General features: G+C 58.7%; 24 protein-coding genes, 2 pseudogenes, 1 riboswitch and 1 other annotated feature. Of the genes and pseudogenes, 18 read left to right on the forward strand and 8 right to left on the reverse strand.

What is annotated here, in order from left to right:
* Nucleotides 1-94: 94 nt before the first annotated feature.
* The 3 genes from WEU32_RS10280 to WEU32_RS10290 all read right to left on the reverse strand — a co-directional run bounded on the left by WEU32_RS10280 (nt 95) and on the right by WEU32_RS10290 (nt 2,714).
* Nucleotides 95-247 (reverse strand): hypothetical protein, encoded by a 153-nt coding sequence (locus tag WEU32_RS10280; RefSeq protein WP_406851829.1) that lies wholly within the window; start codon nt 245-247, stop codon nt 95-97.
* A 411-nt stretch (nt 248-658) separates the two neighbouring features.
* Nucleotides 659-2,302: a recombinase family protein gene (locus WEU32_RS10285; RefSeq protein ID WP_406851830.1), complete on the reverse strand. Its 1,644-nt coding sequence runs from the start codon at nt 2,300-2,302 to the stop codon at nt 659-661.
* On the reverse strand, nt 2,289-2,714 hold the full coding sequence (locus WEU32_RS10290; protein WP_406851831.1) for a DUF2924 domain-containing protein: 426 nt from the start codon (nt 2,712-2,714) through the stop codon (nt 2,289-2,291). Before WEU32_RS10290 ends, WEU32_RS10285 begins: the two co-directional genes overlap by 14 nt.
* Before the next feature lie 564 nt (nt 2,715-3,278).
* Here WEU32_RS10290 and WEU32_RS10295 point away from each other — a divergent pair.
* The 7 genes from WEU32_RS10295 to WEU32_RS10325 all read left to right on the forward strand — a co-directional run bounded on the left by WEU32_RS10295 (nt 3,279) and on the right by WEU32_RS10325 (nt 9,288).
* Entirely contained in the window at nt 3,279-3,614 is a 336-nt protein-coding gene (locus WEU32_RS10295; protein WP_242915535.1) for a helix-turn-helix transcriptional regulator, read from the forward strand.
* Between the two features lie 7 nt (nt 3,615-3,621).
* On the forward strand, nt 3,622-4,044 hold the full coding sequence (gene arsC, locus WEU32_RS10300) for an arsenate reductase (glutaredoxin) (protein WP_406851832.1): 423 nt from the start codon (nt 3,622-3,624) through the stop codon (nt 4,042-4,044).
* Nucleotides 4,044-5,129 (forward strand): ACR3 family arsenite efflux transporter, encoded by a 1,086-nt coding sequence (arsB, locus tag WEU32_RS10305; protein ID WP_242915539.1) that lies wholly within the window; start codon nt 4,044-4,046, stop codon nt 5,127-5,129. The genes arsC and arsB overlap by 1 nt, the downstream gene beginning before the upstream one ends.
* Complete coding sequence (arsN2, locus tag WEU32_RS10310; RefSeq protein ID WP_248287025.1) at nt 5,129-5,569, forward strand: arsenic resistance N-acetyltransferase ArsN2; 441 nt, start codon at nt 5,129-5,131, stop codon at nt 5,567-5,569. Before arsB ends, arsN2 begins: the two co-directional genes overlap by 1 nt.
* Nucleotides 5,566-6,312, forward strand: coding sequence for an arsenical resistance protein ArsH (gene arsH / locus WEU32_RS10315; protein ID WP_242915543.1), 747 nt, complete (start codon nt 5,566-5,568; stop codon nt 6,310-6,312). The genes arsN2 and arsH overlap by 4 nt, the downstream gene beginning before the upstream one ends.
* Nucleotides 6,313-6,334: 22 nt before the next feature.
* Nucleotides 6,335-7,576 carry a chromate efflux transporter gene (gene chrA, locus WEU32_RS10320; RefSeq protein WP_242915545.1) on the forward strand — a complete coding sequence of 414 codons (1,242 nt, stop codon included), beginning with the start codon at nt 6,335-6,337 and terminating at the stop codon, nt 7,574-7,576.
* Nucleotides 7,577-7,707: 131 nt separating this feature from the next.
* Nucleotides 7,708-7,769: a sequence feature (sul1 is cis-regulatory element that is thought to sense ions involved in sulfur or methionine metabolism; They are found in Alphaproteobacteria), on the forward strand.
* Nucleotides 7,770-7,812: 43 nt separating this feature from the next.
* Nucleotides 7,813-9,288 carry a SulP family inorganic anion transporter gene (locus WEU32_RS10325; protein ID WP_312128297.1) on the forward strand — a complete coding sequence of 492 codons (1,476 nt, stop codon included), beginning with the start codon at nt 7,813-7,815 and terminating at the stop codon, nt 9,286-9,288.
* A gap of 158 nt (nt 9,289-9,446) precedes the next feature.
* Here the strand turns inward: WEU32_RS10325 and WEU32_RS10330 are convergent, their stop codons facing one another.
* Nucleotides 9,447-9,698, reverse strand: coding sequence for a hypothetical protein (locus tag WEU32_RS10330; protein ID WP_242915548.1), 252 nt, complete (start codon nt 9,696-9,698; stop codon nt 9,447-9,449).
* A 127-nt stretch (nt 9,699-9,825) separates the two neighbouring features.
* A riboswitch (SAM-I-IV-variant riboswitch) is annotated at nt 9,826-9,929 on the forward strand.
* A 28-nt stretch (nt 9,930-9,957) separates the two neighbouring features.
* Here WEU32_RS10330 and WEU32_RS10335 point away from each other — a divergent pair.
* Both WEU32_RS10335 and metK read left to right on the forward strand, forming a co-directional pair.
* The gene (locus WEU32_RS10335; RefSeq protein WP_242915550.1) at nt 9,958-10,386 is read left to right on the forward strand and encodes a DUF3293 domain-containing protein; all 429 of its coding nucleotides are present in this window, start codon (nt 9,958-9,960) and stop codon (nt 10,384-10,386) included.
* 106 nt (nt 10,387-10,492) lie between these two features.
* Complete coding sequence (gene metK, locus WEU32_RS10340; protein WP_242915552.1) at nt 10,493-11,728, forward strand: methionine adenosyltransferase; 1,236 nt, start codon at nt 10,493-10,495, stop codon at nt 11,726-11,728.
* Nucleotides 11,729-12,455: 727 nt separating this feature from the next.
* Here metK and WEU32_RS10345 read toward each other — a convergent pair.
* Both WEU32_RS10345 and WEU32_RS10350 read right to left on the reverse strand, forming a co-directional pair.
* A pseudogene (locus WEU32_RS10345) lies at nt 12,456-12,680 on the reverse strand (DDE-type integrase/transposase/recombinase); the annotation flags it as partial.
* A 76-nt stretch (nt 12,681-12,756) separates the two neighbouring features.
* A pseudogene (locus WEU32_RS10350) lies at nt 12,757-13,448 on the reverse strand (IS6 family transposase).
* 196 nt (nt 13,449-13,644) lie between these two features.
* On the opposite strand from WEU32_RS10350, the gene WEU32_RS10355 reads away from it, so the two are divergent.
* A complete protein-coding gene (locus WEU32_RS10355) occupies nt 13,645-13,998 on the forward strand; it encodes a type II toxin-antitoxin system RelE/ParE family toxin (RefSeq protein ID WP_406851833.1) in 354 nt (117 codons plus the stop codon).
* 5 nt (nt 13,999-14,003) lie between these two features.
* Nucleotides 14,004-14,375 (forward strand): helix-turn-helix domain-containing protein, encoded by a 372-nt coding sequence (locus WEU32_RS10360; protein ID WP_406851834.1) that lies wholly within the window; start codon nt 14,004-14,006, stop codon nt 14,373-14,375.
* Between the two features lie 54 nt (nt 14,376-14,429).
* Here WEU32_RS10360 and WEU32_RS10365 read toward each other — a convergent pair whose 3' ends face one another.
* Together WEU32_RS10365 and WEU32_RS10370 are read right to left on the reverse strand one after the other, a co-directional pair.
* Entirely contained in the window at nt 14,430-15,128 is a 699-nt protein-coding gene (locus WEU32_RS10365; RefSeq protein ID WP_406851835.1) for an IS6 family transposase, read from the reverse strand.
* Nucleotides 15,129-15,206: 78 nt separating this feature from the next.
* Nucleotides 15,207-15,617, reverse strand: coding sequence for a MarR family winged helix-turn-helix transcriptional regulator (locus WEU32_RS10370; RefSeq protein WP_406851836.1), 411 nt, complete (start codon nt 15,615-15,617; stop codon nt 15,207-15,209).
* A 143-nt stretch (nt 15,618-15,760) separates the two neighbouring features.
* Here WEU32_RS10370 and WEU32_RS10375 point away from each other — a divergent pair, with 143 nt between their 5' ends.
* The 7 genes from WEU32_RS10375 (at nt 15,761) to pdeM (ending at nt 26,530) form a co-directional block, all read left to right on the forward strand.
* Entirely contained in the window at nt 15,761-17,536 is a 1,776-nt protein-coding gene (locus WEU32_RS10375; protein WP_406851837.1) for an N-acetylglutaminylglutamine amidotransferase, read from the forward strand.
* Nucleotides 17,526-19,289, forward strand: coding sequence for an N-acetylglutaminylglutamine synthetase (gene ngg, locus WEU32_RS10380; RefSeq protein WP_406851838.1), 1,764 nt, complete (start codon nt 17,526-17,528; stop codon nt 19,287-19,289). The genes WEU32_RS10375 and ngg overlap by 11 nt, the downstream gene beginning before the upstream one ends.
* A gap of 50 nt (nt 19,290-19,339) precedes the next feature.
* Nucleotides 19,340-20,473, forward strand: coding sequence for an osmoprotectant NAGGN system M42 family peptidase (locus WEU32_RS10385; protein ID WP_406851839.1), 1,134 nt, complete (start codon nt 19,340-19,342; stop codon nt 20,471-20,473).
* A gap of 201 nt (nt 20,474-20,674) precedes the next feature.
* Nucleotides 20,675-21,730 (forward strand): ligase-associated DNA damage response exonuclease, encoded by a 1,056-nt coding sequence (locus tag WEU32_RS10390; protein ID WP_406851840.1) that lies wholly within the window; start codon nt 20,675-20,677, stop codon nt 21,728-21,730.
* Nucleotides 21,727-23,346 carry a cisplatin damage response ATP-dependent DNA ligase gene (locus WEU32_RS10395; RefSeq protein WP_406851841.1) on the forward strand — a complete coding sequence of 540 codons (1,620 nt, stop codon included), beginning with the start codon at nt 21,727-21,729 and terminating at the stop codon, nt 23,344-23,346. Before WEU32_RS10390 ends, WEU32_RS10395 begins: the two co-directional genes overlap by 4 nt.
* The gene (locus WEU32_RS10400) at nt 23,343-25,823 is read left to right on the forward strand and encodes a ligase-associated DNA damage response DEXH box helicase (protein ID WP_406851842.1); all 2,481 of its coding nucleotides are present in this window, start codon (nt 23,343-23,345) and stop codon (nt 25,821-25,823) included. Before WEU32_RS10395 ends, WEU32_RS10400 begins: the two co-directional genes overlap by 4 nt.
* Complete coding sequence (gene pdeM / locus WEU32_RS10405; RefSeq protein WP_406851843.1) at nt 25,820-26,530, forward strand: ligase-associated DNA damage response endonuclease PdeM; 711 nt, start codon at nt 25,820-25,822, stop codon at nt 26,528-26,530. Before WEU32_RS10400 ends, pdeM begins: the two co-directional genes overlap by 4 nt.
* The last annotated feature ends 49 nt before the right edge of the window (nt 26,531-26,579 follow it).

A 26,579-nucleotide genomic window follows, 5' to 3' on the forward strand; every position in this document is an offset into this window, starting at 1 on the left:
GAATACGCGTCATCCTGATCTCTGGATCAGCCACGGCAGCGAGCCACACAACACGGCCATGCTTGCTACGTGGTCTCAGATCATGGACGCTACCCTATCGCTCATAGTAGGGTGCTTTAACGTTAACTGCGACCAGATCAGAAGCGACAGGTCGGTTGCGCAAAAGACGTCTGATCAGCTTCAAAGCCGCTTCTGCATCCAGCCGACGGTAGACGATGACGTCTAAAACCTTGCCTTCGTCGTCCACCGCGCGTCACAGATACATACGTCGGCTACCGACCTTACATACCATTTCATCCAGATGCCAACGACCTGTCGGAGGTATTCTCCGCTTTTTCAGCCGCCGTGCAATCAAAGTCCGAACTTAATTGTCCAGCACTGGATCGTTTCGGAGCTGACGTCAATTCCGCGTTGCGCCATCAGTTCTCGACGTCGCGGAAGCTAAGATTCAGCGAAAGTACAACCACGAAGCGGTGTCGCTTAAACGATAGCGGCTGCATTAAAGCGCTTACTCCAATAATGGCTTGCGGCCTTCAAAGTGGAGCACCTTTAGCGTTAGACTGTCAGCACCTCTTCCAGTCAGTCAATAAATCTCTAGTGATTTCAAACACATTAGAGACTTTTTAGATCCTTGCCTAAAACTACCTCAGTCGGGCCGTCAGACGTCGCTCGTTCCGTACACGACCCGGTTCTGTTCTGACCAACTGAGTGGAACAGCTTTTAGCGCGTTTAACTTTGCGAGAACTTCGGCACTCAAGCGTCCATTCAGAATGGCGGCTTGTATTTTGGGTGACAGGAACACCCAATCCAACCGATGCAATCTGATGTTGGCAGGCCGATCTGCTTTCGGCTCCGATAGTGCCTTCCGCATAGGCGCGTATACAGCATGCGCGACTCGAAGCTTCTTTACCGCCGCAAGCTTGATGGCGTTTGCAGGACTATCTGGCAGTGCCTGAGCATCTTCGACCCAGGTGCGACCACCATGCATTTTTAGGCGAGCCAATATGGAAAGTCGCACACGATCGAACCGAGAGAGCTCGGGTAATAATCGATCCCCGACCCAAAGCTTCTTCTCTAAGTCCTGAATCGTTGTGCCATGTGAATTGAAACCTTTGAGCGCTTTGAGGTTGATGACCACCTGAACCGATGCGCCATGAATCTCGACGCGAACCACCAGATCACGCAACACCTCGGTCGTGATCTCTTCCTTCCCGACGCCCGCAAGTTCAACAACCCTTCTCTGAACAAGGTCGTCCAAAGCTTTGCAGGGTACTCGACCCAAGCCATCGGGATTTCTCAGTCCCGGAGCCAGTCTCGGCGCAACATAATACCCATAGGTTCGTCGCTTTCCGGGGATGAATTGCGGCACCATTTTCTGCCCGAACTCATCAAATATTCGGCCATGCAGCTTCGCGCGTTCGAGATTTGGCGCGCGACGTTTCCAAACGTCCGCGCGGTGGCTGAGAAGCGTTTGAACAGTATCGAACAGACGTTGATCAATCAGAGCTTCGTGACGCCCTGCGTACACCGCTCCCTTATGGCAAATGAGCCCAAGGTAGGTCTTGTTTTGAAGCAGGTATCGCAGAGCTCCACGACTGAACGGAGCCCCTGCCCTTATGGTCCCGTTTTGACCTTTATGCGCCTTGGTACGAATACCATTATCCATCAAATGCTGTTGAAGATCGCACAGAGAGCGACACACGGTGAAGCATTCAAAGATAAACCGGACGACTGCGGCCCCTTCCTCATTGACCCTGAGCCTACGGTCTCCAGAAGCATCGGGCGGATCATAACCGAGAGGCACGGTTCCGCCCATCCACATACCTTTGACCTTTGAGGCTAAAACCTTGTCACGGATCCGTTCACCGGTGACCTCACGTTCGAACTGCGCAAATGACAGGAGTATATTGAGCGTAAGCCTGCCCATGGAGCTGTTGGTATTAAAGGCTTGGGTAACGCTCACAAAGGCCGCGCTATGTTTGTCCAAGCACTCGAGAATGCGGGCGAAATCAGCCAGTGAGCGCGTCAGCCGATCAACCTTATAGACCACGACAACATCGATCCGTTTAGCCTCAACATCATGCAAGAGATGCTGAAGCCCGGGTCGCCCCATGCTCGCACCTGAAAAGCCGCCATCGTCGTATCGTGTACGAACAACCGTCCAACCTTCCCCGCCCTGCGATTGGACATACGCCTCGCAATACTCTCTTTGCGCATGCAGAGAGTTGAAGACCTGATCCAGTCCTTCTTCGGTGCTTTTGCGCGTGTAGATCGCGCACCTGAGACGCTCACGATGCTCCACGCCCCCCTCCCGGCCGAAGCCCGAAGAAACGTGGTCCGTTCCAACGCACGCCCGTGATCTCACGCGCTATTGCGGACAAGCTACGGTATGTACGATCTCGATATCGAAATCCTCGGGCTTCTGCGACGACCTCATGGACTATACCCTGATACTCGCGCGCAACACGGCTACCTTCTCGTAGGGTTTGAATTACCGGCGTAGCTGTTGATTTTAGGTGCCTGCGATCCACGGCACTCAGATCGCCGTAAAGTTCAGTCTGAAGACGCCAGGCCAAAAGATGCCTCAGTAGCCTTACAGAACCCAAAGGCGGAGGCGTGCCCCAACGTTTGCGCCACTCGTCTTGCACGGCTGAAAGCGAGCAGCGTTCCAAGCTGGCAAGAAAGACTTCTAACTCGTCATCGACAGCGGGCATGCGTCACTCTCTCGAAAGAAAAGCCGCCCCGACAAGAGAGTTACATACCACGATTATATTCAAATATAAACGATCAAATACAATCGCTTAAAGCCACAAATGCGGAGACTATTTACCGACTGTATAGGTCCACCTACGGAACTTGCCTTTAGCATCTGAAAAAGTGACGTTCGAATAATAGAAAGATGCCGATGCCGTCTCGATTCCGAGATCATCTAGAATGACTTTAAAACCCGCCATTGTCCCCTCCAACAAGGTGAAAGACTCATCCGATGAGTCTCTTTTTATGAGGAACTGGTCACTCATACGGGTCGGACAAGTCAACCAAAATGAGACTTATCGTCTACACTCCAATCAGAGGCCTGGCTGACATCTGGACGCGTGGATGCATTCCAAAACTCGAAGTTCGCGAACAACAGTCCCACCTTTTATAGGTCGGAAGAATGCGTCATCGTATGGTCTCGAATGCGCCAGAAGCGGCCTTTCTTATCCGCGCGCAAAGCCGACATTCATGAGCACTAGTTGGGCCTTTGACTCCGTTATTGATTCCATTATCTTGGAATCATGGAATCAGAAGCCGCCATTCTCGCCCTCGCCGCCCTGGCCCAGCCCACGCGGCTGGAGACCTTCCGCCTGCTGGTCCAGCATGAACCCGCTGGCCTGCCTGCCGGAGAGATCGCGGACGCACTGGCAGTGCCCGCCAACACCATGTCGGCGCACCTTGGGGTTCTGTCCCGCGCGGGCCTGATCAGCTCGGAGCGTCGCAGCCGCTCGATCATCTACCGCGCCGATCTGAGCCGCCTTCAGGCGCTTGTCGTCTTCCTGCTGAAGGACTGCTGCCAGGGCCGCGCCGACCTGTGCGAGCCGCTTCTGGCCGAACTCGCGCCCTGCCGCGCCTGAGGACCTCATGGACGTCGTCATCTATCACAACCCCGCCTGCGGGACGTCGCGCAACGCCCTGGCCCTGATCCGCCACGTCGGGATCGAGCCCCATGTCATCGAGTATCTGAAGACCCCGCCCAGCCGCGGGATGATCCTGGAGTTGGTCGAGCGTATGGGCGTTCCGTTGCACAGTCTGCTGCGCGAGAAGGGCACGCCCTTCGCCGAACTGGGCCTCGGCGATCCCGCCCTGTCCAACGATCAACTTCTGGACGCCGTCGAAACCCATCCGGTTCTGCTGAACCGTCCCATCGTCGTGTCGCCGCTGGGGGTGAAGCTGTGTCGCCCGTCCGAAGCGGTCCTCGACCTTCTGCCGCCGGAAGGGCTCAAGCCCTTCACCAAGGAGGACGGCGAAGTCGTCATCGACGCCGAGGGCCGGAGGGTCCGCTGATGGTTGACGCCGTGATTACTGACCAGCCAAAGCGCCGCCTGTCCTTCCTCGACCGTTGGCTGACACTGTGGATTTTCGCGGCCATGGCGCTGGGCGTGCTGCTGGGTGCGGTCGTGCCGGGCCTTCCCGCCTGGATCGACGGCCTGTCGGTCGGGACGACCAACATCCCCATCGCCATCGGCCTGATCCTGATGATGTATCCGCCGCTGGCGCGGGTGAAATACGAGGAACTGCCGCGCGTCTTCGCCGACAAGCGCGTGCTGCTGCTCTCCCTGTTCCAGAACTGGGTGCTGGGGCCGGTGCTGATGTTCGCGCTGGCGGTCATCTTCCTGCGCGACCAGCCGGAATACATGACCGGCGTCATCCTGATCGGTCTGGCCCGCTGCATCGCCATGGTGCTGGTCTGGAACCAGTTGGCGCGCGGCGACAACCAGTATGTGGCGGGCCTGGTCGCCTTCAACTCGATCTTCCAGATCGCCTTCTTCAGCCTCTACGCCTGGCTGTTCCTGACCGTGCTGCCGCCCCTTTTCGGGCTGGAGAGCAGCGTGGTGGACGTCAGCGTCTGGACCATCGCCGGCGCCGTCCTGGTCTATCTGGGCTTGCCCTTCCTCGGCGGCTTCCTGACCCGGCGGGCGCTGGTCGCGAGCAAGGGGAGCGACTGGTACGAGACACGCTTCCTGCCGCGCATCGCGCCGGTCACCCTGATCGCCCTGCTCTTCACCATCGTCGCCATGTTCAGCCTCAAGGGCGGCGAGGTGGTCGCCCTGCCGCTGGACGCGCTGCGCATCGCCATCCCGCTGACGATCTACTTCTTCGTCATGTTCGTGGTCAGCTTCCTGATGGGACAGCTGATCGAGGCGGACTATCCGCGCACCACGGCCCTGGCGTTCACCGCCGCCTCTAACAACTTTGAACTGGCAATCGCCGTCGCCATCGCTGCCTTCGGGCTGGCGTCGCCGGTCGCATTCGCGGCGGTCATCGGCCCGCTGGTCGAGGTCCCGGTGCTGATCCTGCTGGTGTCGGTCGCCCTGTGGCTGGGCCGCCGCTACTTCCCCGCGACCGCCCCGAAGAAGGACGCCTGCTGATGGCCTTCAACGTCTCGGCGTTGCCCGAACCCACCGCCGACCTGATCGCCGCGCTGGAGGCTGCCGGACTGCCGACGGATGACCTCCACGAACCCGACCGGCGCTTCTTCCGCTTTGAGAATGGCGAGGGGCTGGTCGGCTACGGCGGGCTGGAGCAGGTCGGGCCCGACGTCCTGATCCGCTCCATCATCGTCCCTGACGGCCGTCGCGGCGGCGGTCACGGCGGGGCGATCCTGTCCTGGCTCGAAACTGAAGCCGCCCAGCAAGGCGCTGCCAGCCTCTATCTGCTCACGACCTCGGCCGCCGCCTTCTTCCAGCGGCGCGGCTACTCGGTCGCCCTTCGGTCAGCCGCGCCGCCCGCCATCGCCGCCTCTCGCCAGTTCAGCGGCCTGTGCCCGGCATCGGCGACCTTCATGTTCAAGGATCTGCGTATCCAATGACCCGCCTTCGCGACCTGCCCGATCCCGACCACCTGCCCGCGCTCGACCCGGCCTATCTGTCCAGCTGCCCCGCGCTGGGCCTCGGTCCGAACGACCATCCGCCGCGCATCCTGCTGCTCTACGGCTCGCTGCGGGATCGGTCCTTTTCCCGGCTGTGCGTCGAGGAGGCCGCCCGCCTTCTGCGCTTCATGGGCTGCGAGACGCGCATCTTCGATTCGTCCGACCTGCCGCTGACCGATCAGGTCGCCTACGACGATCATCCCGCCGTCCATGAACTGCGCGAGCACGCCCTGTGGTCGGAGGGCATGGTCTGGAGCAGCCCGGAGCGCCACGGCCAGATTTCCGGGATCATGAAGCTGCAGATCGATCACCTGCCGCTCAGCATGGGCGGCATGCGTCCGACCCAGGGCCGCACCCTGGCGGTCATGCAGGTCTCCGGCGGCTCGCAGAGTTTCAACGCCGTCAACACCCTGCGCCTGCTCGGCCGCTGGATGCGGATGATCACCATCCCCAACCAGTCCAGCGTCGCCAAGGCCTTCATGGAGTTCGACGACGACGGCCGCATGAAGTCGTCCAGCTACTATGATCGCATCGTCGACGTGATGGAGGAACTGGTGCGCTTCACCGTCCTGACCCGCGCCCATGCCGGCCAGTTGGTGGATCGCTATTCCGAGCGGAAGGCGTCAGGCGTGCCGATCGATGCGGCCAACGACCTGTCCGCGATCGCGACCAGGTCTGCGTAGCCTCAGGCTGGATTGTTAGAGAATGGCCACGGAAATCAGCGGCGAATCCAGCTCAGTCCACGGGTGCCCGAGCGCGCCACTGGCCGGTTCGCCGACAGAGGTCTTCGCGGTCTTCCTCAAGCTCGGCCTCACGTCGTTCGGCGGGCCCGTGGCGCACCTCGGCTATTTCCGGGACGAGTTGGTCTCGCGACGCCGTTGGATCGATGAAGCCGGATACGCCGACTTGGTCGCCATGTGCCAATTCCTGCCCGGCCCAGCCTCCAGCCAAGCGGGCTACGCCTTGGGCTTGTGGCGCGCCGGCCCATTGGGCGGCATTGCGGCATGGTGCGCCTTCACACTGCCGTCCGCCGCGCTCCTGGTCTTGTTCGCCGTGGGCGCAGCCTCGCTCAACGGTCCGGTTGGAATGGGCCTGCTGCATGGACTGAAGCTGGTGGCCGTGGCTGTGGTCGCTCAGGCGGTCTGGGGGATGGCCCGCACCCTGACCCCCGACTGGCAAAGAGCGGCTATCGGCCTAGCCGCTGTTGTAATCCTGATGTTGCTCGGCGGAGCGACAGGTCAGATCGTCGCCATCGTCATCGGCAGCCTGGCGGGGCTGCGCCTCTGCCGGACGACGAACGCCACATCAGCGTCGACTCCAAGCTTCCCGATTTCACGGCGCGCCGGCGCAACGGCCCTGGCCGTGTTCCTTCTGCTTCTGGCGGGCTTGCCGCTCGCCTCCATGGCGACAGGACTCCACGGCGTCGCCTTGCTGGACGTCTTCTATCGAGCCGGCACCTTCGTTTTCGGAGGCGGTCACGTCGTTCTGCCCCTGCTCGAAGAAGGCGTGGTGCAGCCCGGCTGGATCGATTCCAATGGCTTTCTTGCGGGCTATGGCGCGGCCCAAGCCGTACCGGGGCCGCTTTTCACCTTCGCCGCCTATCTGGGCGCCGCCATGGAGCCTTCTCCGAATGGATTGGCCGGGGCCGCCCTTTGTCTAGTGGCGATCTTCGCGCCGGGATTGCTGCTGGTGACAGGGGTGCTGCCGTTCTGGAGTCTGCTGCGCGCCCGACCGGCGGCCCAGGCGGCGATGCGCGGCGCGAACGCGGCAGTCGTCGGCATTCTGGCTTTCGCCCTCTATACCCCTGTAGGAACCGGCGCGATCCTGAGTGCGATCGACTTCTTCGTGGCGCTGGCGGGCTTTGTTCTGCTGACGGTGTGGAAGTGCCCACCATGGATAGTCGTTGCCCTGACCGCCGCAAGCGGGGTCGCCGTCGCATTGATTTGACACTAGCCGCACCCGTCGCGGGCACCTGAAACAGGCGGCCGCCCCCCGTCGATTCGTCCAAACCTCTTGCGCAGTGAACGTGACGGATCTTGCATTCAAAGCCCCGTAGCGGCATGCATGCCGTCGTTCACCTTGGACTCGGCGCCCCTGGGCTGCCGGGTGGCTATCCCGTCCGCCGATCCGTCGGGAAACTGAGCCGCCGCATGCGGCTCGTCCAAATGAAATCCTGAATGTCCATTATTGCATCCGCGCGCCAGCAATGGCTCGCCAACCCTCGCCGCGATTTGCTGGCGGGCACCGTCGTGGCGCTGGCCCTGATCCCGGAGGCCATCGCCTTCTCCATCATCGCCGGCGTCGATCCCGCCGTGGGCCTTTACGCCAGCTTCGTCATCGCCGTGACCATCGCCTTCGTCGGTGGGCGACCCGCCATGATCTCGGCCGCGACCGGCGCCATGGCCCTGCTCATGGTTACGCTCGTCCGTGATCATGGCCTGGAATACCTGTTCGCCGCATCGATCCTGTGCGGCGTCTTTCAGATCATCATCGGCCTGCTGAAACTGGGCCGCTACATCCGCTTCGTTAGCCGCAGCGTCATGACCGGCTTCGTCAACTCTCTGGCCATCCTGATCTTCCTGGCTCAGATGCCGGAACTGATCGGCGCCAACTGGCAGACCTTCGCTCTGGTCGGCGCTGCCCTGGCCATCATCTACGGCTTCCCTCGCCTGACCAAGGCCGTGCCTTCGCCCCTGGTCGCCATCGTCCTGATCAGCGGCTTCGTGATGATGACCGGCCTGGATGTCCGCACGGTCGGCGACATGGGTCAAATGCCTTCATCCCTGCCGATCTTCCATCTGCCGGCCGTCCCGCTGGCCTGGGAGACCTTCGCCATTATCGCGCCAGTCTCGGCTACATTAGCCTTCGTCGGCCTGCTGGAAAGCCTGCTAACGGCGAACCTGATCGACGACCTGACTGACACCCCTTCAGACAAGGACCGCGAGACGCGCGGTCAGGGCATCGCCAACATCCTGTCGCCGCTGTTCGGCGGCATGGCGGGTTGCGCCATGATCGGCCAGTCGATCATCAATGTGACCTCCGGCGCGCGAGGCCGCCTGTCCACGCTATGGGCTGGCCTCTTCCTCTTGTTCCTGATCCTGGTGCTTCAGGATTGGGTGGCGCGGATACCCATGGCAGCTCTGGTGGCGGTGATGATCATGGTGTCCATCGGAACCTTCGACTGGGGCTCAGTCCTGAAGCTGCGCTCAACGCCGTTCCAGTCGTCCATCGTCATGATCGCCACGACGGCGACTGTCGTGGCCACCCATGATCTGTCCAAGGGCGTCGTCCTGGGCGTGATCCTCTCGGCCGTCTTCTTCATGCGCAAGGTCGGTAAGACCGTGGTCGTCGAAGAGATCGAAACGCCGGAAGACGGCGTGCTGCGCTACCGCGTGTCTGGGCAGTTGTTTTTCGCTTCGGCCGATGTCTTCGCCGCAGCCTTCGAACACCACGGCAGCCCCAGGCGCGTGGAGATCGATATGACCGACGCCCACCTGTGGGACCTGACAGGCGTCGCCGCTGTCGACAAGGTCGTTTTCCGTTATCGGAAGCAGGGGGCCGAAGTCGAGGTCATTGGCATGAACGCTGATGAACAGTCTCTAGTGGAGCGGGTGGGCCGTCACGACAAGAGCCATCTTCCCATCGGGCTGTCGCACTGATGAGCCCTCCTGAGAGGGTTCGTCATTCTTGCCCCAGTGGAAGGCTTTTCGTCGACCTATGGTCAGATGTCCTCGCCTATCCACGCTGATGTCGGCGACGCGCCAGGAGCGGTCCTTGGCTCCCTGACCAAAACCTCACATTTGCCTCCCCCGCGGTCTCAGAGCGGCAAAGCCTTCGCAAGACTGGCTTTCAGCTTCTCATCGGGTCCCAGAAGCGGCTTCGGCGGCGACGCTTCGGTCAGCCCCAGCATATTCGCCGCCGCATACATCAGCCGAAGACTGCCGTGGGCGCGGAACAAGTCCCACAAGCCGGCGAAGGCGGCGTCGCATCGGCCCGCTTCCTCGCGATCGCCTCTGATAGCCGCCGTCGCGAGCGCGGCGGCCTGTTCAGGAAACAGCCCGCCGGCCACGCTGTACTGATCTGCTCGGACTCTCGTTATGGCTGGATGAGAAATGGGGGTCACGTCAGTGTGAAGCAAAAATTGTCCCCCATCTTTAGCTCCACTTGCCATGTAAGCTATTTCAGGGATATGCAGTGGAAATCATCAAGAGTTGGGTCGACACCCACACCAACCTGCCAGTCCGGGCAAGGTGGTTTGCGTAAGCAGATGTGGCTCAACTGAGCAACAAAGCGGAAGCTGTGTCGCCCCTCCAAATGGAGGTTCTTTAATGTCAACGACCGCAGTAAACAACGACCTCGTAGCAGCTTACAGTGCTACAAATTATCACGTCCTTTCGGATGACGGATTCTTCGTCCTTAAAATTGGTCAGCGATCACATGAGCTTGCCCACCGGTTCGTACTGACCGACCGGAGCGGAGCGACCTTCATAACAGCTGAAAATCCCTTCAGTCAGACTGTCACGGCAGAAGAAAACGCGGCCAACCAAGCCAGCCTGTACCAGGACCTCGCTTCTACGGGGGCAGCCATAATAAAGGGAGCAGGACAAGGCGAGGACCCGACTTGGCCGGCCGAAGCCAGCTACCTCGCGATCGGCATCTCCCGCGAAAACGCCTGCGAACTCGGCCGCAAATACCGACAGAACGCAATCCTCTGGATCGGGGCTAATGCCGTGCCGGAGCTTGTGCTCTTACGCTGACAGAAAAGGCAGAAACAGGGCTGGCTCACCTCACGGGCTGGGGGGATTTGATCCTGATTGCCAACCCCGGCGCGTCGTCAAATCTGGCTAAAAGTGGAACCAGACCATGAAGATCATCAACGGCCTTTTCACGTCCGAAGCCGTCAGTGCTGGGCATCCGGACAAGCTTTGTGACCGCATTTCCGACACCGTACTGGATGCTTTCCTTACCCTTGACCCTGACGCCAGGGTCGCCTGTGAGACATTTGCCATCAATGATCGCATCATTGTTGCAGGTGAATTCAAGGCCAAGCCCGGGGTTGCCCGACAGGTCGAAGCGCAAGCCGAAGCACTCGTTCGCAAGGCTTTGAAGGATGTAGGCTACGGCACTGCCGACAATGATATCGCCCCTGAAACGTGCCTGATTGAATTGGCGTTCAATGCGCAGGCCGCGGAGATCAGTCAGGCGGTTGACGGTTCTGCTAACCTCGGTGCTGGCGATCAGGGTATTATGTTCGGTTATGCGTGCGATGAAACTCCTGAGCTCATGCCACTCGCCTGGAGCCTCGCGAATTCGCTGGTCAATCGCGCACAGGAAATGAACGAGCGGTCGCGCTATCAGCGTGGAGCCTCTCCAGTCCGTCCGCTGAGGCCCGATGGCAAGACCCAGGTTACCGTTCGCTATGAGGATGGCCGGCCCGTTGGCGTCCAGTCGGTCGTGGTTTCCTGGCAGCATTCTGCGGACCTTACGCTCGAACAGGTGCGCTGGTGGCTTCAGCGTTTCGTCGTCGACACGATTATCCCTCCGGAGCTGCGAACTGAGGACTTCGTCATGCATCTCAATCCCGGCGGCCGTTTTACCATTGGCGGCCCCAAGGCAGACACGGGGCTGACGGGCCGCAAGATCATTGTCGACACTTACGGTGGTGCTGCACCGCACGGTGGCGGTGCCTTTTCGGGAAAAGATCCCAGCAAGGTGGACCGGTCGGGTGCGTATGCGGCCCGCTGGATTGCGAAGGCTACCGTCGCGTCGGGCCTGGCCCGAAAAGCAACAGTCCAACTCTCCTATGCCATTGGCCTCGCAGAACCGATCAGCATCGTGGTCGACACTGATGGGACGGCTACCGTACCGGACGAGATTATCGCTGACGCTATCCGGGAGGTGTTTGATCTGTCGCCCGCCGGGATCATTGAAGCGCTTCAGCTCAAGCGTCCAATTTACACAGCGACGTCCTCGCTCGGCCATTTTGGCGCGTTCCGCGACAGCGGGACCTATCTCTGGGAAACCACGGACCGCGCGGGGGCTCTTAGCGATGCCGTTCGATCGAAAATGAGACCTACCACGTTAACTGAGCGCAGTTAAATCCCCCAACATAACCTTGTTCAGGCGACAGCAGCCGCCCAAGCGGTATCGGCATCGGCGCGAAAACGACCAAGTGTAGGCCTGCGGATCAGATAGCGCTGAATGTAACTACGAGCGCAATACTCAGCATCTTATATGATGTGCAAATCCTGGCGCATTAGGGAACGGCTTTCAGAGGCGGCTACGGCCATCTCTCCGAGCGTTCCGACTGCAAACTACACACACCTAAAAGAACAGCCCGACTGGAAATCACACGATCGTTCGGGGGGCGCTGCGTGACGTTCCGTCGGGCTGAGTATGGGGCCATGAAGCTTACCCCACGTCAGCATATAACCACGACTTAAGAATAAGAGCGAATCATAAGTATCATCGTTTTCTTAAGTCGCAATGCCGCTTGGTCAACGCACCCTTCTCCCCCTTTTGGGGCGACCGAAGCGTGACCTTTCAACGGCTTCGCACACCTTCACTACACCCCATACAAATCGGGCGCTGACAAGTTCACCGGTCTGAGCAAAAATCAGTCCTCCCCTTGCCGATTTTAGACCATTTTCGTCGCTTTCCGGGGATGAATTGCGGCACCATTTTCTGTCCGAACTCATCAAATATTCGGCCATGCAGCTTCGCGCGTTTGAGATTTGGCGCGCGACGTTTCCAAACGTCCGCGCGGTGGCTGAGAGGTGCTGTCACGTTAACGGCGACCAGATCAGAAGCCCCCACCCCGCCCTGCTCAAGCCGTTGCCGTCGCCCAAGCAGCATCTGCATCGCCGCGAAAGCGACGAAGTGTGGATCGGCTAATCAGATGACGTTGGATATTGAAGGTGTTGTAGATCGCTGCGTGCGTTGTGAGAAATCTTTGAGCTGAAGCTTGGGATTTGAACCTTTGCTGCTGGCGTTCTCGTCGTCGGATCGGCAAATGAGAATTCTCAACGCGGTTATTGTCTCGAAGCCGCCCAGGGCGATGAAGATGTCTCAGTTCGGTGCTGTCAGGGTAACTGAGCGCAGCCGAAAGCCCCCTACCCTGCTCATTCTCAGGCGGTAGCGGCCGCCCATGCGGTATCCGCATCGACGCGAAAACGACGAAGTGTGGATCTGCTGATCAGAGGCGCTGGATGTTGAAGGTGTTGTAGATCGCTGCGTGGGTAGTGAGAAATCTTTGTGCTGAGGCTTGGGATTTGAACCTCTGCTGCTGCCTCTCCCGTCGCCGGATCGGCAGGTGCGAGTTCTCGACACGGTTGTTATCTCGAAGCCGACCGGGACGATGAAGGTGCCGTAGTTCCAGCTGATCGAGCGCCGCACCGTACGATGCCAGACCGTCCGTTGTGATGCTTTCTGGCTCAACTGGTTGATTGTGAAGAAGGCGCTTGATCAACTTCAAAGCCGCCTCTGCATCCCGCCGATGCTGGACGATGACATCTAAAACCTCGCCTTCGTCGTCAACCGCGCGCCACAGATACATGCGCCGTCCTCCGATCTTGCAGACCATTTCATCGAGATGCCAACGGCCTGTCGGAGGCACTCTCCTCTTCTTGAGCCGCCGTGCAATCAGAGGCCCGAACTTGATCGTCCAGCACCGGATCGTTTCGTAGCTGACGTCAATTCCGCGTTGCGCCATCAGTTCCTCGACGTCGCGGAAGCTCAAGCTGAAACGAAAGTACAGCCACTCGGCATGGCGTATCACCTCAGCTGGAAAACGATGTCGCTTAAAAGATAGAGGCTTCATAAAATCGCCCACCCCACCAATGGCTTGCAGCCGTCTAAGTGGAGAATGTTTAGCGTTAGACTGACAGCACCCGTCTGACAGCCCCTGTATCCCTGTAGCACTTCGCCAGTCCGCGACGCGACATGACAGGATGCCGAGACCGGCCTTGCAGAATTAGTTCTTTGAGGCTATATAGCTTCTAAGATATGAGGATCGAATGCCTTGGACCGTTTCCTTCGCCGATGAGTTCGAACAGGAATTCGACGCACTAGACGCCGAGGTTCAGGACGCGATCCTCGCGCGGGTGCTGCTTCTCGAACGCGAGGGGCCCTCACTCGGACGACCGCATGCGGACACCCTGACAGGGTCTAAGCACGCGAACATGAAGGAACTGCGCTGTACCGCCGGTGGTGGCGTCTGGCGTATCGCCTTTGCATTCGATCCCGACCGACAGGCGATCCTGCTTGTCGGCGGGGACAAATCAGGTGGCAGCGAGAAGCGCTTCTACAAGCAGATGATCGCTCGGGCCGACGACCGGTTCGACCGCCACCTCGATGCACGGAAAGGATGACAACCATGGCACGCACCCTTCAGGACAAACTTGCAGCCCTCGACCCCGCCCGTCGTTCCGGGATCGAAGCCGAGGCTGCGCGCCTGCACACCGAATACCTGACACTGCAGGAACTGCGCAAAGCCAAGGCGTTGACACAGACCCAGTTGGCGGAAACCCTCGGCATCCAGCAGGCGACCGTTGCCAAGTACGAACGCCAGAGCGACCTGCTCCTGTCGACGTTGACTAGCTATGTCCGCGCGATGGGCGGGTCGCTAAAGCTGATGGTTGAGTTCCCCGGCAAGGCCCCGGTCGCACTGGAAGTCTTGGGCGACACTGAAGAGCCAAGTCGGCGGCGGCGTGGACGCGATGCCCACCCGACAGTCGCACGTCCCTAAGGGCGCTGACAAGTTAACCGGTCTGAGCAAAAATCAGACCTTCCATTGCCGATTTCAGGCCGTTTGCGTCGCTGCCAACCAAGAGGTTTCGGCCTGACCTCGCAGTACGCGAAGGCCGGGTCGAGAAATCAGATGCGGTTGAAGATTGAAGGCGTTGTAGATTGGGCCGTGGCTGGAGAGAAATCGTTGGGCTGAGCCTTGGCTTTTAAACCTCTGCTGCTTTCGTTCTCGTCGACGAATGAAGAGGTGAGAATTCTCGGCCCGATTGTTCTCACGCATCCCACCCGGCTGGTGACGCCCTTGAAGATGCAGGTCTTTTATCGCCGCACGATACGAGGCCAGTTTGTCCGTCACGATCGCTTCAGGATGAATGCCGGTGTTGCGAAGTAAGCGTCGTAACAACTTCAAAGCCGCGTGCTTATTACGTCGCTTTTGAACCAGCACATCAAGCACTTCGCCTTCGTCATCAACCGCGCGCCACAGATACATGCGGCGACCACATATCCTGACAACTGCCTCGTCCAAATGCCATCGGCCCGTCGGACGATCGCGATTTCGGCGGATGTTTGCAGCAATCAGCGGACCAAACTTGTTCACCCAGCATCGGATGGCTTCACGGCTGACCTCAACCCCGCGTTCCGCCATCAACTCTTCAACGTCGCGGAGGCTCAGTGTGAAGCGAAAATACCAGCGTACCGCCTGACAGATGACCGATCCCGGAAACCGGTGACGCTTGAACGATAAGGGTTTCATAAAAACGCCTTCTCCACCAATGCCTTGCAGCTTAAAAGTGGAGCACTTTTAGCGTTAGACTGAAGGTCTCGACAGTCTCTATAGTAAGCTACCAGAGGGGTGCCCCATCATGTCGGCCAGGGCATCCAGCGCCTGTGCAATTTCTACACGACGCGTACTCGGCAGGTGGCTGAAGGCAGTAATGAATTTGCCGCTGAGCAAATCGGGCGAATTGTACAGAGCGGCGCGTCCTAGATCGGTCAGTCGGCTATGGACAACGCGTCGGTCACGTGTCGAGCGATACCGTTCGACCATACCCTTGGCTTCCAGTTTCTCCAGCACACCAACCACCGTCGGGGCCGACATGGCGGCGTCGCGCGAAATGGCCTGCGTCGTGACCTCGCCGAGAGAATGGACCGATTGCAACACGATAAGCTGCGGCAAGGTTAGCCCCGACTGACGGGCAATTTCACGCGAGCGAACATCAATTGACTGGGCAATACGACGCATCGAACGCACCAAACTTGCCGTTGCGTCGGAGGGGCGTTCGGCATGAACAACATGATTTGGCGCGACGATAGGAACCATGATTGCGGAACTCATTAGTGTACTAACGATTTAGATAGTCTCCTCCAACAAAACAAGGACTGCTTATGTGCGGCTTGAGCGGCGAGATAAACCATGACGGACAACCGGCAGATGCGCACGCTGTAGAGCGCATGACGCAGGCACTGGCCCCACGCGGACCTGATGGCTCGGGGGTTGTTGTGCGCGGACCGGTCGCCCTAGGCCATCGCCGCCTTAAGATCATCGATCTGTCTGAAAAAGCTCAACAGCCGATGATCGACCCTGAATTGGGGATCACGCTCGTATTTAACGGATGCATTTATAATTATCCGCAGTTGCGCAAAGAGCTTCAAGACCTCGGTTATTGCTTCTTTTCTGATGGCGACACCGAAGTCATCATCAAGGCGTGGAAGGCATGGGGCCAAGCCTGTGTCGAACGCTTCAAAGGCATGTTCGCCTTTGTCCTTCACGAGCGCGACACCGGTCGAACCGTGATGGCGCGAGACCGCTTTGGAATCAAACCTCTATATCTTGCGCAGAAAGGCAAACGCCTGCGTTTTGCCTCTACATTGCCTGCGTTGTTGGCAGCTGGAGATGTGGACACCCACATCGATCCGGTGGGTCTGCATCATTACATGACCTTCCACGCAGTCGTGCCGCCACCCCATACCCTGCTGCAGGGTGTCAAGAAGTTCCCCGCTGCAACCCTGCGGATTTATGAGGCCAACGGGACCTTCCGTGATCGCGTCTACTGGACGGCAGATATGACCCGACATGCTGAGGATGCGCGCCTTACGGCCAATGACTGGCGCGATCAGGTGCTGGAAGCCCTGCGTGAAGCAGTCAAACGTCGGATGGTCGCCGATGTCCCTGTTGGCGTATTATTGTCTGGCGGGGTGGATTCCAGTCTGATCGTCGGTCTGCTGGCTGAAATGGGCCAGAAAGACCTGATGACTTTCTCGGTGGGTTTTGAAGCGGCCAACGGCGAACAGGGCGATGAGTTTGTCTATTCAGACCTGATTGCCAACCATTACGGCACCAACCACCATCAGATTTTTGTGCCTCACACACGATTGATGGAGGCTCTACCGCCCACTATTGCGGCCATGTCAGAGCCAATGGTCTCCTATGACAATGTCGGCTTCTTCCTGCTGAGTCAGGAAGTTTCAAAACACGTCAAAGTCGTCCAGTCCGGTCAGGGAGCCGACGAGATTTTCGCCGGTTACCACTGGTATCCGCCGTTACAGAACACCAGCGATCCGGTCGACACCTATGCACAAGCCTTTTTCGATCGCAACCACGAGACACTGAAAACACAGCTCAATGGGGCCTATATGGCCGATGTTGATGTCAGTCGCGCCCTTGTCGAAGCTCACTTCGCACAACCCGGTGCCGCCACTGCGGTCGACAAGGCCCTGCGTTTGGATAGCCAAATCATGCTGGCCGACGATCCGGTCAAGCGCGTGGATAATATGACAATGGCGTGGGGGCTTGAGGCCCGCGTGCCTTTCCTCGATCACGATCTGGTCGAATTGGCCGGTCGCATTCCGCCCGAGCATAAGTTGTCGCAAGGCGGCAAGGGCGTCCTTAAGGAGGCGGCGCGGCTGGTCATACCCTCCGAGGTCATCGACAGAAAGAAGGGCTATTTCCCGGTCCCTGCGCTGAAATATATTCAAGGCCCCTATCTTGAAATGGTTCGCGAGACCCTGACCAATCAGGCAGCCCGTGATCGGGGCCTGTTCAACAAGACCTATCTGGATGGCCTGTTTGCAGATCCGACCAATCGCCTGACCCCCTTGCGCGGCTCGGAATTGTGGCAGGTGGCAGTGCTGGAAATGTGGATGCAATCACATGGCCTCTGATACACGCTCGCCGCGTTCACAGGCGCACCGGCTGAAACGCTTGCGTCACGAGAGCCTGAAACCACGGGTTCGCGCTCAGGATCGTTCCAGTATGCACTCCGAGGCTGTGGTAGATTGCGGTTGGGGGCGACTTCTGTTTGCCCAGACCTTTGAAACTGCCGCCCCGCTGGTTGACGCTCTGCGTGCGGAAGCGCCCGACCGGCGCGACATAGCCTTTTATGTGCGTAACCCGCATGTATTGCTGGCTCAGGCTCCGCAGGAAATCTTTCTGGATCCCTCGCACACCTACAGACTCGATCTGGCCGTCTATCGATCCAGCCGCCGCCAACCCCGCAGCTTTAACATACGACGCCTATCGTCCGAGCAAGATGCCGAAGCGATAAACCGCATTTATGCCTCACGCCGGATGGTGCAAACCCCGCCCGGTTTCTTGTGGGAGCACCGTGATCACCGTGGCCTGACCTATTTCGTGGCCGAGGACAGTGTAACCGGCGAAATCATTGGAACAGTGACGGGCATCAACCATGTTCGGGCCTTCAATGACTGCGAAGGCGGTTCGTCTTTGTGGTGTCTGGCTGTCGCTCCTCAGGCTAGCCAACCCGGCATCGGCGAGGCGCTGGTGCGTCGATTGGCCGAACATTTCAGGACACAGGGTCTGGCCTATATGGATTTGTCGGTGATGCACGACAATGTCCAAGCCATTGCTCTTTATGAAAAACTGGGTTTCCACCGCGTCTCGTTCTTTGGAGTAAAGCGCAAGAACCCCATCAACGAGCCCTTGTTCGTCGGCGGCCCCGATGACGAAAACCTCAATCCCTATGCCCGCATCATTGTGGACGAAGCGCGGCGCCGCGGCATTGCGACCGACATCCTTGATGCCGAAAGCGGCCTGTTCCGCCTGACATGGGGAGGACGTACCGTGCGCTGCCGTGAAAGTCTGAGCGAACTAACCTCGGCGGTGGCGCTCAGCATTTGCGACGACAAACGCATGACGCGCCGCATCGTCAATGCCGCGGGCGTAAGAATACCGGCTCTCGTCTGTCCTGACAGTCCCTCGAGAATTGAGGCCGCCCTCAAAACCTATGGTCAAGTGGTGGTTAAACCCGCCCGTGGCGAACAGGGTCAAGGCGTGGCTGTCGGCTTGAAAACCATGAGCGAAGTCCAGACGGCACTCTCTGCGGCGCGACGCATCTGTAATGATGTACTGATCGAAGAGCAGGTTGAGGGCGAAGACCTGCGCCTTGTCATTATCGACTACCAATTGGTCGCCGCCGCCGTTCGTCGTCCACCACGTGTTATTGGCGATGGGCAGAACACGATCCGCAGCCTGATCGAAACCCAAAGCCGCCGCCGCAGTGCCGCAACGGGCGGTGAATCCCGCATCCCGATCGATGCCGAAACCGAGCGCACCCTCGCCCTGTCGGGTTTTGCACTGGATGACGTGGCTCCACCCGATACGGTCATTATCGTGCGCAAGGCGGCCAATCTTCATCTGGGCGGCACCATCCATGATGTCACAGACATTGTGCATCCTGCCTTGGTCGAAGCCGCGATCACAGCGTCCCGCGCCATCGACATTCCGGTTACCGGCATCGACCTGATGGTCAAGTCACCCGATCAGCCCGACTACGCCTTCATCGAAGCCAATGAACGCCCGGGACTGGCCAACCACGAACCCCAACCGACGGCAGCGCGTTTTATCGACCTATTGTTTCCCTCTTCTGCGCCCGATTCAGCCCGCAGCAACACCTAGCCCTCCCCACCTGCGCCTTTCCCAACCGAATGCCCAGAAAGTGACGTCTTGTGCCTGATCCCGTTATTGACCTTATCTACCTTAAAGCCCGCCTTGCCGATTTTCTGAACACCCCCAGCCCGACCGGTTTTACCGACGAAGCCGTCTGGATGCTGTGTAGCGAACTGACTCGTCTGGGGTTGAAATATGAAATGACCCGACGCGGTGCCGTAAGGGTGCGCTTGCCAGGCCGTGAGGTCACACCGGCCCGCGCCATCGTCGCCCATATCGACACACTGGGCGCACAGGTTAAACAGATCAAAGACAACGGGCGGCTGGAAGTTGTTTCCATCGGCCATTGGTCATCGCGCTTTGCCGAAGGGGCGCGCTGTACAGTCTTTTCCGAGGGCGGTGCATGGCGCGGCACCATTTTGCCCCTGAAGGCCTCGGGCCACACCTATAATACCGAGGTCGATAGCCAGCCTGTGAGTTGGCAGGAAGTCGAGTTGCGCATCGATGCCGTAACACACGATCGTTACGGCACCGTGAAACTGGGCATAGATGTCGGCGACATCATCGCTATCGATCCACAGCCCGAATTCATCGATACCGGCTTTATTGTCTCGCGCCATCTGGACGATAAAGCCGGGGTCGCCATCCTTTTGGCCACCCTCGAATGTCTGATCCGTGAGGGACGCACGCCCACTGTCGACACATGGTGGCTCTTCACTATTGCCGAAGAGGTCGGCCTTGGGGCTTCGTCGGTTCTTGTTCCGGATGTGGCCTCGATGATTACCGTCGATAATGGCACCACCGCCCCCGGCCAGAACTCGTCAGAGTTCGGTGTCACCATCGCCATGGCCGATCAGACCGGTCCATTTGACTGGCACCTGTCGCGCAAGCTGACCCAATTAGCCCGCGACAATGCAATCCCGCATCAAAAAGATGTATTCCGGTTCTATCGATCAGATTCAGCCTCGGCGTTGGAATCCGGTGCCGACATCCGCACTGCCCTGCTCGCCTTTGGCATTGATGCCAGCCATGGCTATGAACGTATCCACGAAAGCGCCCTAGTGGATTTATCGCGTCTGCTGATTGCCTATGTCGAAAGCGAAGTCGAAATCAGTCGTGACGCCAGAACCATGAGTAGCGTCAAGGGCTTTACCCACCAGCCAAGCCCCCTCAACCCAACCGAGCACAGTTAACCGTCCCGACATAGTTGTCTCTGAGATGACTGCAGCCATCCATGCCACAAAGGAGGTTTTAGCAGTTTCGGCGCCGCCTCAGTATCTCGCTGATACAATGCGCACCTACATCATCTTCCGCATGTAACGGGTAAATCCGCTGCATGCCGCAAGACTGAAATTCGTTCTGAACCGCAAAGACCTTGGGTGCGTTATGAGCCTATGACCCAGGCTTCAACCGGATCAGATTATTCCCATTTTTCACGGATACTGCGTCCTACCGAAAATGGGCTTTGGTGCCCTCAAGGCGATTTCTATATCGACCCTCCTAGACCTGTAGACAGGGCGATTATTACCCACGGTCATGCCGATCACGCACGTTGGGGCCATGGTCATGTGATGGCCACGCCCGAGACACTGGCAATCATGGCTGTTCGCTATGGTTCGGATTTCGCGCAAACCGTCCAGAGCCTTGAGTACGGCGAGCGTGTGAACGTGAACGGGGTGGAAGTCTCGCTACATCCCGCAGGGCATGTTCTGGGTTCGGCGCAGGTCGCCACCCGCTCAAATGGCATCACCATTACCGCATCGGGCGATTATAAACGCCGACGCGACCCGACCTGCACAGGCTTTGAGCCTGTGCCCAGCGATGTGTTCATTACCGAGGCGACCTTTGGACTACCTGTATTTCGCCACCCGCCCGATAGCCATGAAATAGGCAAGCTGATCCACTCGCTGCAACAGTTTCCCGAGCGGGCGCATCTGGTCGGGGCATATGCGCTGGGTAAGGCGCAGCGGGTGATAATGCTGCTTCGCGAGGCAGGCTATGACGAGACGATCTATGTCCACGGCGCGCTGGAAAAGCTGAACCGGCTTTATGAAAGCTTCGGTGTCGATCTCGGATCGTGGCAGACGGTGTCGGGCGTAAAAGCCGACTTTGCGGGCAAGGTGATTATTGCCCCCCCATCGGCCATAGCCGACCGCTGGAGCCGCCGCTTTCCTGATCCTGTAAGTGCCTTTGCATCAGGCTGGATGAGCGTGCGGGCACGTGCGAGGCAAAGAGGCGTGGAACTGCCGATCATATTATCGGACCACGCAGATTGGGACGAACTGACCGACACTCTGACAGAGTTGAACCCCACAGAAGTCTGGATCACGCACGGGCGCGATGATGCCCTGTCGCGCTGGGCGCAACTCAACGGCATGACGGCGCGGGCGCTGCATCTGGTCGGCTATGAGGAAGAAGATGATGAGCCTATTGAAGAGGCCATCGAATGAAGGCCTTTGCCGAACTGCTGGATCGGCTGTCGCTGACGGCGTCGCGCCATGCCAAGCTGCGGCTGATCCGTGACCATATGGCAAGCGTTCCCGATCCTGATCGTGGTTGGGCGCTGGCGGCGCTGACGGGCGGTTTGACCTTTAAAGAAGCCAAGGCCAACACCATCCGCAGGGTGGTGGAAGAGCGGGTCGATGCCGAACTGTTCCGGATGTCCTATGACTATGTCGGCGACCTTGCCGAGACAGTGGCGCTGATCTGGCCTACACGCCACGGAGCCAACCGCGAGCCGGAAGTCTCGGAGGTTATCGAGGCTCTGACCCATGCCAAGCGCGGCGAGGTCTATGGCCTGATCGAGAACTGGCTGGATGCGCTGGATGCCGATGGCCGCTGGGCCTTGTTGAAGCTGGTGACGGGCGCGCTTCGTGTGGGCGTATCGGCACGACTGGCGTGGCAGGCGGCTGCCGATTACGGCGGCGTTGATGTGGCCGATATTCAGGAGGTCTGGCACGGACAGGAGCCGCCCTATGTGGACATGCTGGCCTGGCTGGACGGCAAGGCCGAAAGGCCACAGTTCGAAGCACATGGTCGCTTCCGCCCCGTCATGTTGGCCCATCCGATTGACGAAACAACAGAAATGCCGCGCCTGAACCCCGCCGACTTCGTGGCCGAATGGAAATGGGATGGCATTCGCATTCAGGCCGTCGCCGAGGGTGATATCCGCCGTCTCTATTCGCGCACCGGCGAGGACATCAGCCACGCCTTCCCCGACGTGGTCGAGGCGATGGATTTTCACGGCGTGATCGACGGCGAACTGATTGTGCTACGCGACAGCCAGATGGGCAGCTTCTCTGACCTGCAACAAAGGCTGAACCGCAAGACGGTGGATGCCAAGCGCATGGCCGCCTATCCCGCCGGTATCCGCGCCTACGACCTGTTGGCCGAGGGGGATGAAGACACCCGCCCCCTGCCCTTTTCCGAGCGACGGGCACGTTTGGAAGCCTTCGTTGCCGCCATACAATCACCGCGTCTCGACCTGTCTCCGTTAGTGCAAATCGAGGGCTGGGAGGAACTGGCCGAACTGCGCGCCAATCCGCCCGAAGGTGACGCGCGTCTCGCCGAAGGCTTCATGCTGAAGCGCCACGACAGCATCTATGAAGCGGGACGCCCCAAGGGGCCGTGGTTCAAGTGGAAGCGCGACCCAATGCTGATCGATGCCGTGCTGATGTACGCCCAGCGCGGGCACGGCAAACGCTCCAGCTTCTATTCGGATTTCACCTTTGGCGTCTGGACCACCGATGACACTGGCCAGCGCGTGCTGACCCCCGTGGGCAAGGCCTATTTCGGCTTTACAGATGAAGAGTTGAAACAGCTCGACAAATTCGTGCGCAACAACACCACCGACCGCTTCGGCCCCGTCCGCGCCGTCACCGCCACGCCGGAGTTCGGCCTTGTGCTGGAGGTCGCCTTCGAGGGCCTGCAACGCTCCACCCGCCACAAGTCCGGCGTCGCCATGCGCTTCCCTAGGATCAATCGCATCCGGTGGGATAAACCGTCTAACCAGGCAGATAAACTCTCTGCTCTCGAACAAATACTGACGGCGATTGAAGGGAGATGAAACCGTCTTCTGCTCTTCCCATATCCAATGATGTGACATCTAGCGCCGACATCCTCCTGCCACAGAAATTTCGCGACTGGTTCGCCAGTCGGGGGTGGTCGGTGCGTCCGCATCAATTGGCAATGGTGAAAAAGGGACTGGCGGGCAAGGATGCCCTGCTGGTGGCCCCGACAGGCGGGGGCAAGACGCTGGCGGGGTTTTTGCCCAGCCTGATCGAGCTGTCACAGCGGCGCAAAAATGCTGATGAACAGCCCTCGGTCCACACCCTCTACATCTCGCCGCTGAAGGCGCTGGCGGTGGATGTCGAGCGTAACCTGCTGACGCCGGTGCGCGAGATGGGGCTAAACATCGTCATCGAGAGCCGCACCGGAGACACCGGACAGTCCCGCCGTTCGCGTCAGAGGATCGCCCCACCCGATATCCTTCTGACCACGCCCGAACAGTTGGCTCTGTTCTGTGCATGGGAGGGCGCGCGGGCGTATTTCAAGGACCTGCGCTGTGTGGTGATCGACGAGATACACGCCATCCATGGCTCCAAACGCGGAGATCTGTTGTCGCTGGGGCTAGCGCGACTGCGGGCCTTTTCGCCCAGTATGCGCAGTGTCGGCCTGTCGGCCACGGTGAATGACCCGGCATCCATCCGGGGCTGGCTGTCCGACAAGGGCACCGACATTGTCTTTGGCCAGTCGGGCGCACCGCCTGAACTGGACGTCTTGCTGAGCGAAAATCGCGTGCCTTGGGCAGGTCACACAGCCAAGCACGCGATGCAGGAAGTCTATGATGCGATCAAAACGGCGAACACAGCGCTCGTCTTCGTAAATACGCGCTGGCAGGCCGAGTTTGCATTTCAGGAGCTATGGCGACTGAACGAGGAAAACCTGCCGATTGCCCTACATCACGGCAGCTTGTCTGCAGAACAGCGTCGCAAGGTTGAGGCCATGATGACGCAGGGGCTGCTTAAGGCCGTAGTCTGCACATCTACACTGGACCTCGGGATCGACTGGGGCTCGGTCGATCTGGTTATACAGTTGGCCGCTCCCAAAGGATCGTCCCGTCTTGTTCAACGCATTGGCAGAGCGAACCACCGGCTGGACGAGCCGTCGCGTGCAATCCTGGTACCAGCCAGCCGCTTCGAGATGCTGGAATGTCGCGCGGCCGTAGAGGCCGTAATGGAAGGTGCCCATGATGGCGAGCCCATCCGAAACGGTGCCAAGGATGTGCTGGCACAGCATATTGTCGGCTGTGGCTGTGCAGAGCCTTTTGACTTGCAAGCGATGTATGAAGAAGTCCGTACCGCCGCACCCTACAAAACACTCTCTTGGGAGGATTGGGAAAAGGTCGTCGATTTCGTTTCTACCGGTGGATACGTTCTAAAGAACTATGAGCGGTATACGCGGCTGATCCGGGGTCTGGATGGTCTGTGGCGTCCATGGAATCCGGACATAGTTCGCCGTCATAGAATGAATGTTGGTGCCATTGTCTCCGCGCAAACATTGAGCATTCGATTACAAGGCCGGCGCGGATTGGGTCTTGGCCGTAAAATAGGCGAGGCCGAAGAGACCTATTTTGAACAGTTATCTGTCGGAGACAGTTTTCTTTTCGCCGGAGAAGTATGGCGATTTGAAGGGGTAACCGGAACCAATGCGGTCGTTACGTCCAGTCGAGACAAGGAACCAAGGGTTCCAAGCTGGGGTGGCTCAAGAATACCCATCTCCTCGCACCTTGCGTCTCGCGTGCGAGGCCTAATCAGCGATCGAACTTCATGGGCAAGCCTGCCCCTCGATGTTCAGGAATGGCTGGAGGCTCAAGATAATCATTCAACCGTGCCCGGTCCTGAAGGTTTGCTCATTGAAACCTTTCAACGGGGCAAACGCCATTTCATGGTCTGCTACCCCTTTGCTGGCAATCTCGCGCACACCACGCTGGCCATGTTGTTAACGCGTAGACTGGATCGCGAGGGCGTAGGCCCTATCGGATATCTCGCAAACGATTATGCAGTCTGCATATGGGCAATGCGATCGATGAGCGAACTAGATTTCGCAAAACTGTTCCAAGAGGACATGCTCGGGGACGATCTCGAAAACTGGCTTCAGGAAAGTTATATGATGAAGCGCGCGTTCAAAGAATGCGCGCTGATCGCGGGACTGATTGAAAGACGCATGCCGGGCCACGAGAAAAACACCCGTCAGGTCACGTTCTCATCCGATCTCATCTACGACGTATTGAGACGTCACCAACCTGACCATCTTTTATTAGAATGCGCACGAGAGGACGCTGCGCGCGGTCTCATGGATGTTGGTCGTTTAGGAGAAACGCTAAAACGCGTGTCGGGGCATCTAGTGATATCTAAACTTGCAAAGGTTTCCCCGTTCGCGGCTCCATTGCTCATGGCGATTGGAAAGGAACGTTCACCCGGAACATCGGCAATGGATATGTTGCTCGAAGAAGCCGCACTGATTGATGAAGCCATGACATGAGCATGCTTATCAACGTGGCTGAAGAACCGGTTCACCTGCGCGCTGCCGGTACATTGTGGCTACCCCAGTTTTCAACGCTGGTTGTGTCGGACCTGCATCTGGAAAAGGGTTCCGCCTACGCAGTGGGGGGGCAGTTGCTACCTCCCTATGACACACGCGACACATTGGAACGGCTTGCCACAGAGATTCGTGCGTTAAATCCACAAAGGCTTGTTCTTCTAGGCGACAGCCTGCACGACATGGATGCGGTTAACCGCGTGGCTCGTGATGATGCCGATGCGATCCGACAACTTGCTCGATCCTTAGAGCTTGTATGGATTAGTGGAAATCACGATCCGGATGGTGGAGCCGCCTTTGGCGGTCAAAGCATAGAGACTTTAAATCTGGGTCGCCTCAAACTATGCCACGAACCAAAAGCGGTGCAGGTTTTCGGAGAAATTGCAGGCCATCTACACCCCTGCGCTAAGTTACGCGGATCAGGTGTTACTATAAGACGGCGCTGTTTTATCACTGATGGTCAACGACTGATCTTACCGGCCTTCGGATCCTATACGGGAGGCTTAAACGTACGCGATGAGGCATTTTCAGACTTATTCTCTTCTCAGCCCGATGTATTTTTAACTGGACGAAAAATTGCGCGTTTGAAGTTCGAACAACTTTCTCCAGATCGTGACCACACGATCAAGCGACATCGTTTGCTCCAGTGAACAAGAACAACTTTTAAGCAGCCGATGGATAAAGTTCATTCGTCCAACG

Origin of the sequence: Brevundimonas sp. BH3, assembly GCF_045345115.1 — a bacterium.
Classification (GTDB): domain Bacteria; phylum Pseudomonadota; class Alphaproteobacteria; order Caulobacterales; family Caulobacteraceae; genus Brevundimonas.

What these genes read in the sequence shown, in the direction of transcription:
- WEU32_RS10290 (WP_406851831.1), bottom strand. Translation starts at nt 2,714, where the DNA reads ATGCCCGCTGTCGATGACGAGTTAGAAGTCTTTCTTGCCAGCTTGGAA.
- arsB (WP_242915539.1), top strand. Translation starts at nt 4,044, where the DNA reads ATGGTTGACGCCGTGATTACTGACCAGCCAAAGCGCCGCCTGTCCTTC.
- WEU32_RS10395 (WP_406851841.1), top strand. Translation starts at nt 21,727, where the DNA reads ATGAAGGCCTTTGCCGAACTGCTGGATCGGCTGTCGCTGACGGCGTCG.
- chrA (WP_242915545.1), top strand. Translation starts at nt 6,335, where the DNA reads ATGGCCACGGAAATCAGCGGCGAATCCAGCTCAGTCCACGGGTGCCCG.
- WEU32_RS10295 (WP_242915535.1), top strand. Translation starts at nt 3,279, where the DNA reads ATGGAATCAGAAGCCGCCATTCTCGCCCTCGCCGCCCTGGCCCAGCCC.
- ngg (WP_406851838.1), top strand. Translation starts at nt 17,526, where the DNA reads ATGGCCTCTGATACACGCTCGCCGCGTTCACAGGCGCACCGGCTGAAA.
- WEU32_RS10400 (WP_406851842.1), top strand. Translation starts at nt 23,343, where the DNA reads ATGAAACCGTCTTCTGCTCTTCCCATATCCAATGATGTGACATCTAGC.
- WEU32_RS10335 (WP_242915550.1), top strand. Translation starts at nt 9,958, where the DNA reads ATGTCAACGACCGCAGTAAACAACGACCTCGTAGCAGCTTACAGTGCT.
- WEU32_RS10360 (WP_406851834.1), top strand. Translation starts at nt 14,004, where the DNA reads ATGGCACGCACCCTTCAGGACAAACTTGCAGCCCTCGACCCCGCCCGT.
- arsH (WP_242915543.1), top strand. Translation starts at nt 5,566, where the DNA reads ATGACCCGCCTTCGCGACCTGCCCGATCCCGACCACCTGCCCGCGCTC.
- pdeM (WP_406851843.1), top strand. Translation starts at nt 25,820, where the DNA reads ATGAGCATGCTTATCAACGTGGCTGAAGAACCGGTTCACCTGCGCGCT.
- WEU32_RS10355 (WP_406851833.1), top strand. Translation starts at nt 13,645, where the DNA reads ATGCCTTGGACCGTTTCCTTCGCCGATGAGTTCGAACAGGAATTCGAC.
- metK (WP_242915552.1), top strand. Translation starts at nt 10,493, where the DNA reads ATGAAGATCATCAACGGCCTTTTCACGTCCGAAGCCGTCAGTGCTGGG.
- arsN2 (WP_248287025.1), top strand. Translation starts at nt 5,129, where the DNA reads ATGGCCTTCAACGTCTCGGCGTTGCCCGAACCCACCGCCGACCTGATC.
- WEU32_RS10390 (WP_406851840.1), top strand. Translation starts at nt 20,675, where the DNA reads ATGACCCAGGCTTCAACCGGATCAGATTATTCCCATTTTTCACGGATA.
- WEU32_RS10370 (WP_406851836.1), bottom strand. Translation starts at nt 15,617, where the DNA reads ATGCGTCGTATTGCCCAGTCAATTGATGTTCGCTCGCGTGAAATTGCC.
- arsC (WP_406851832.1), top strand. Translation starts at nt 3,622, where the DNA reads ATGGACGTCGTCATCTATCACAACCCCGCCTGCGGGACGTCGCGCAAC.
- WEU32_RS10375 (WP_406851837.1), top strand. Translation starts at nt 15,761, where the DNA reads ATGTGCGGCTTGAGCGGCGAGATAAACCATGACGGACAACCGGCAGAT.
- WEU32_RS10365 (WP_406851835.1), bottom strand. Translation starts at nt 15,128, where the DNA reads ATGAAACCCTTATCGTTCAAGCGTCACCGGTTTCCGGGATCGGTCATC.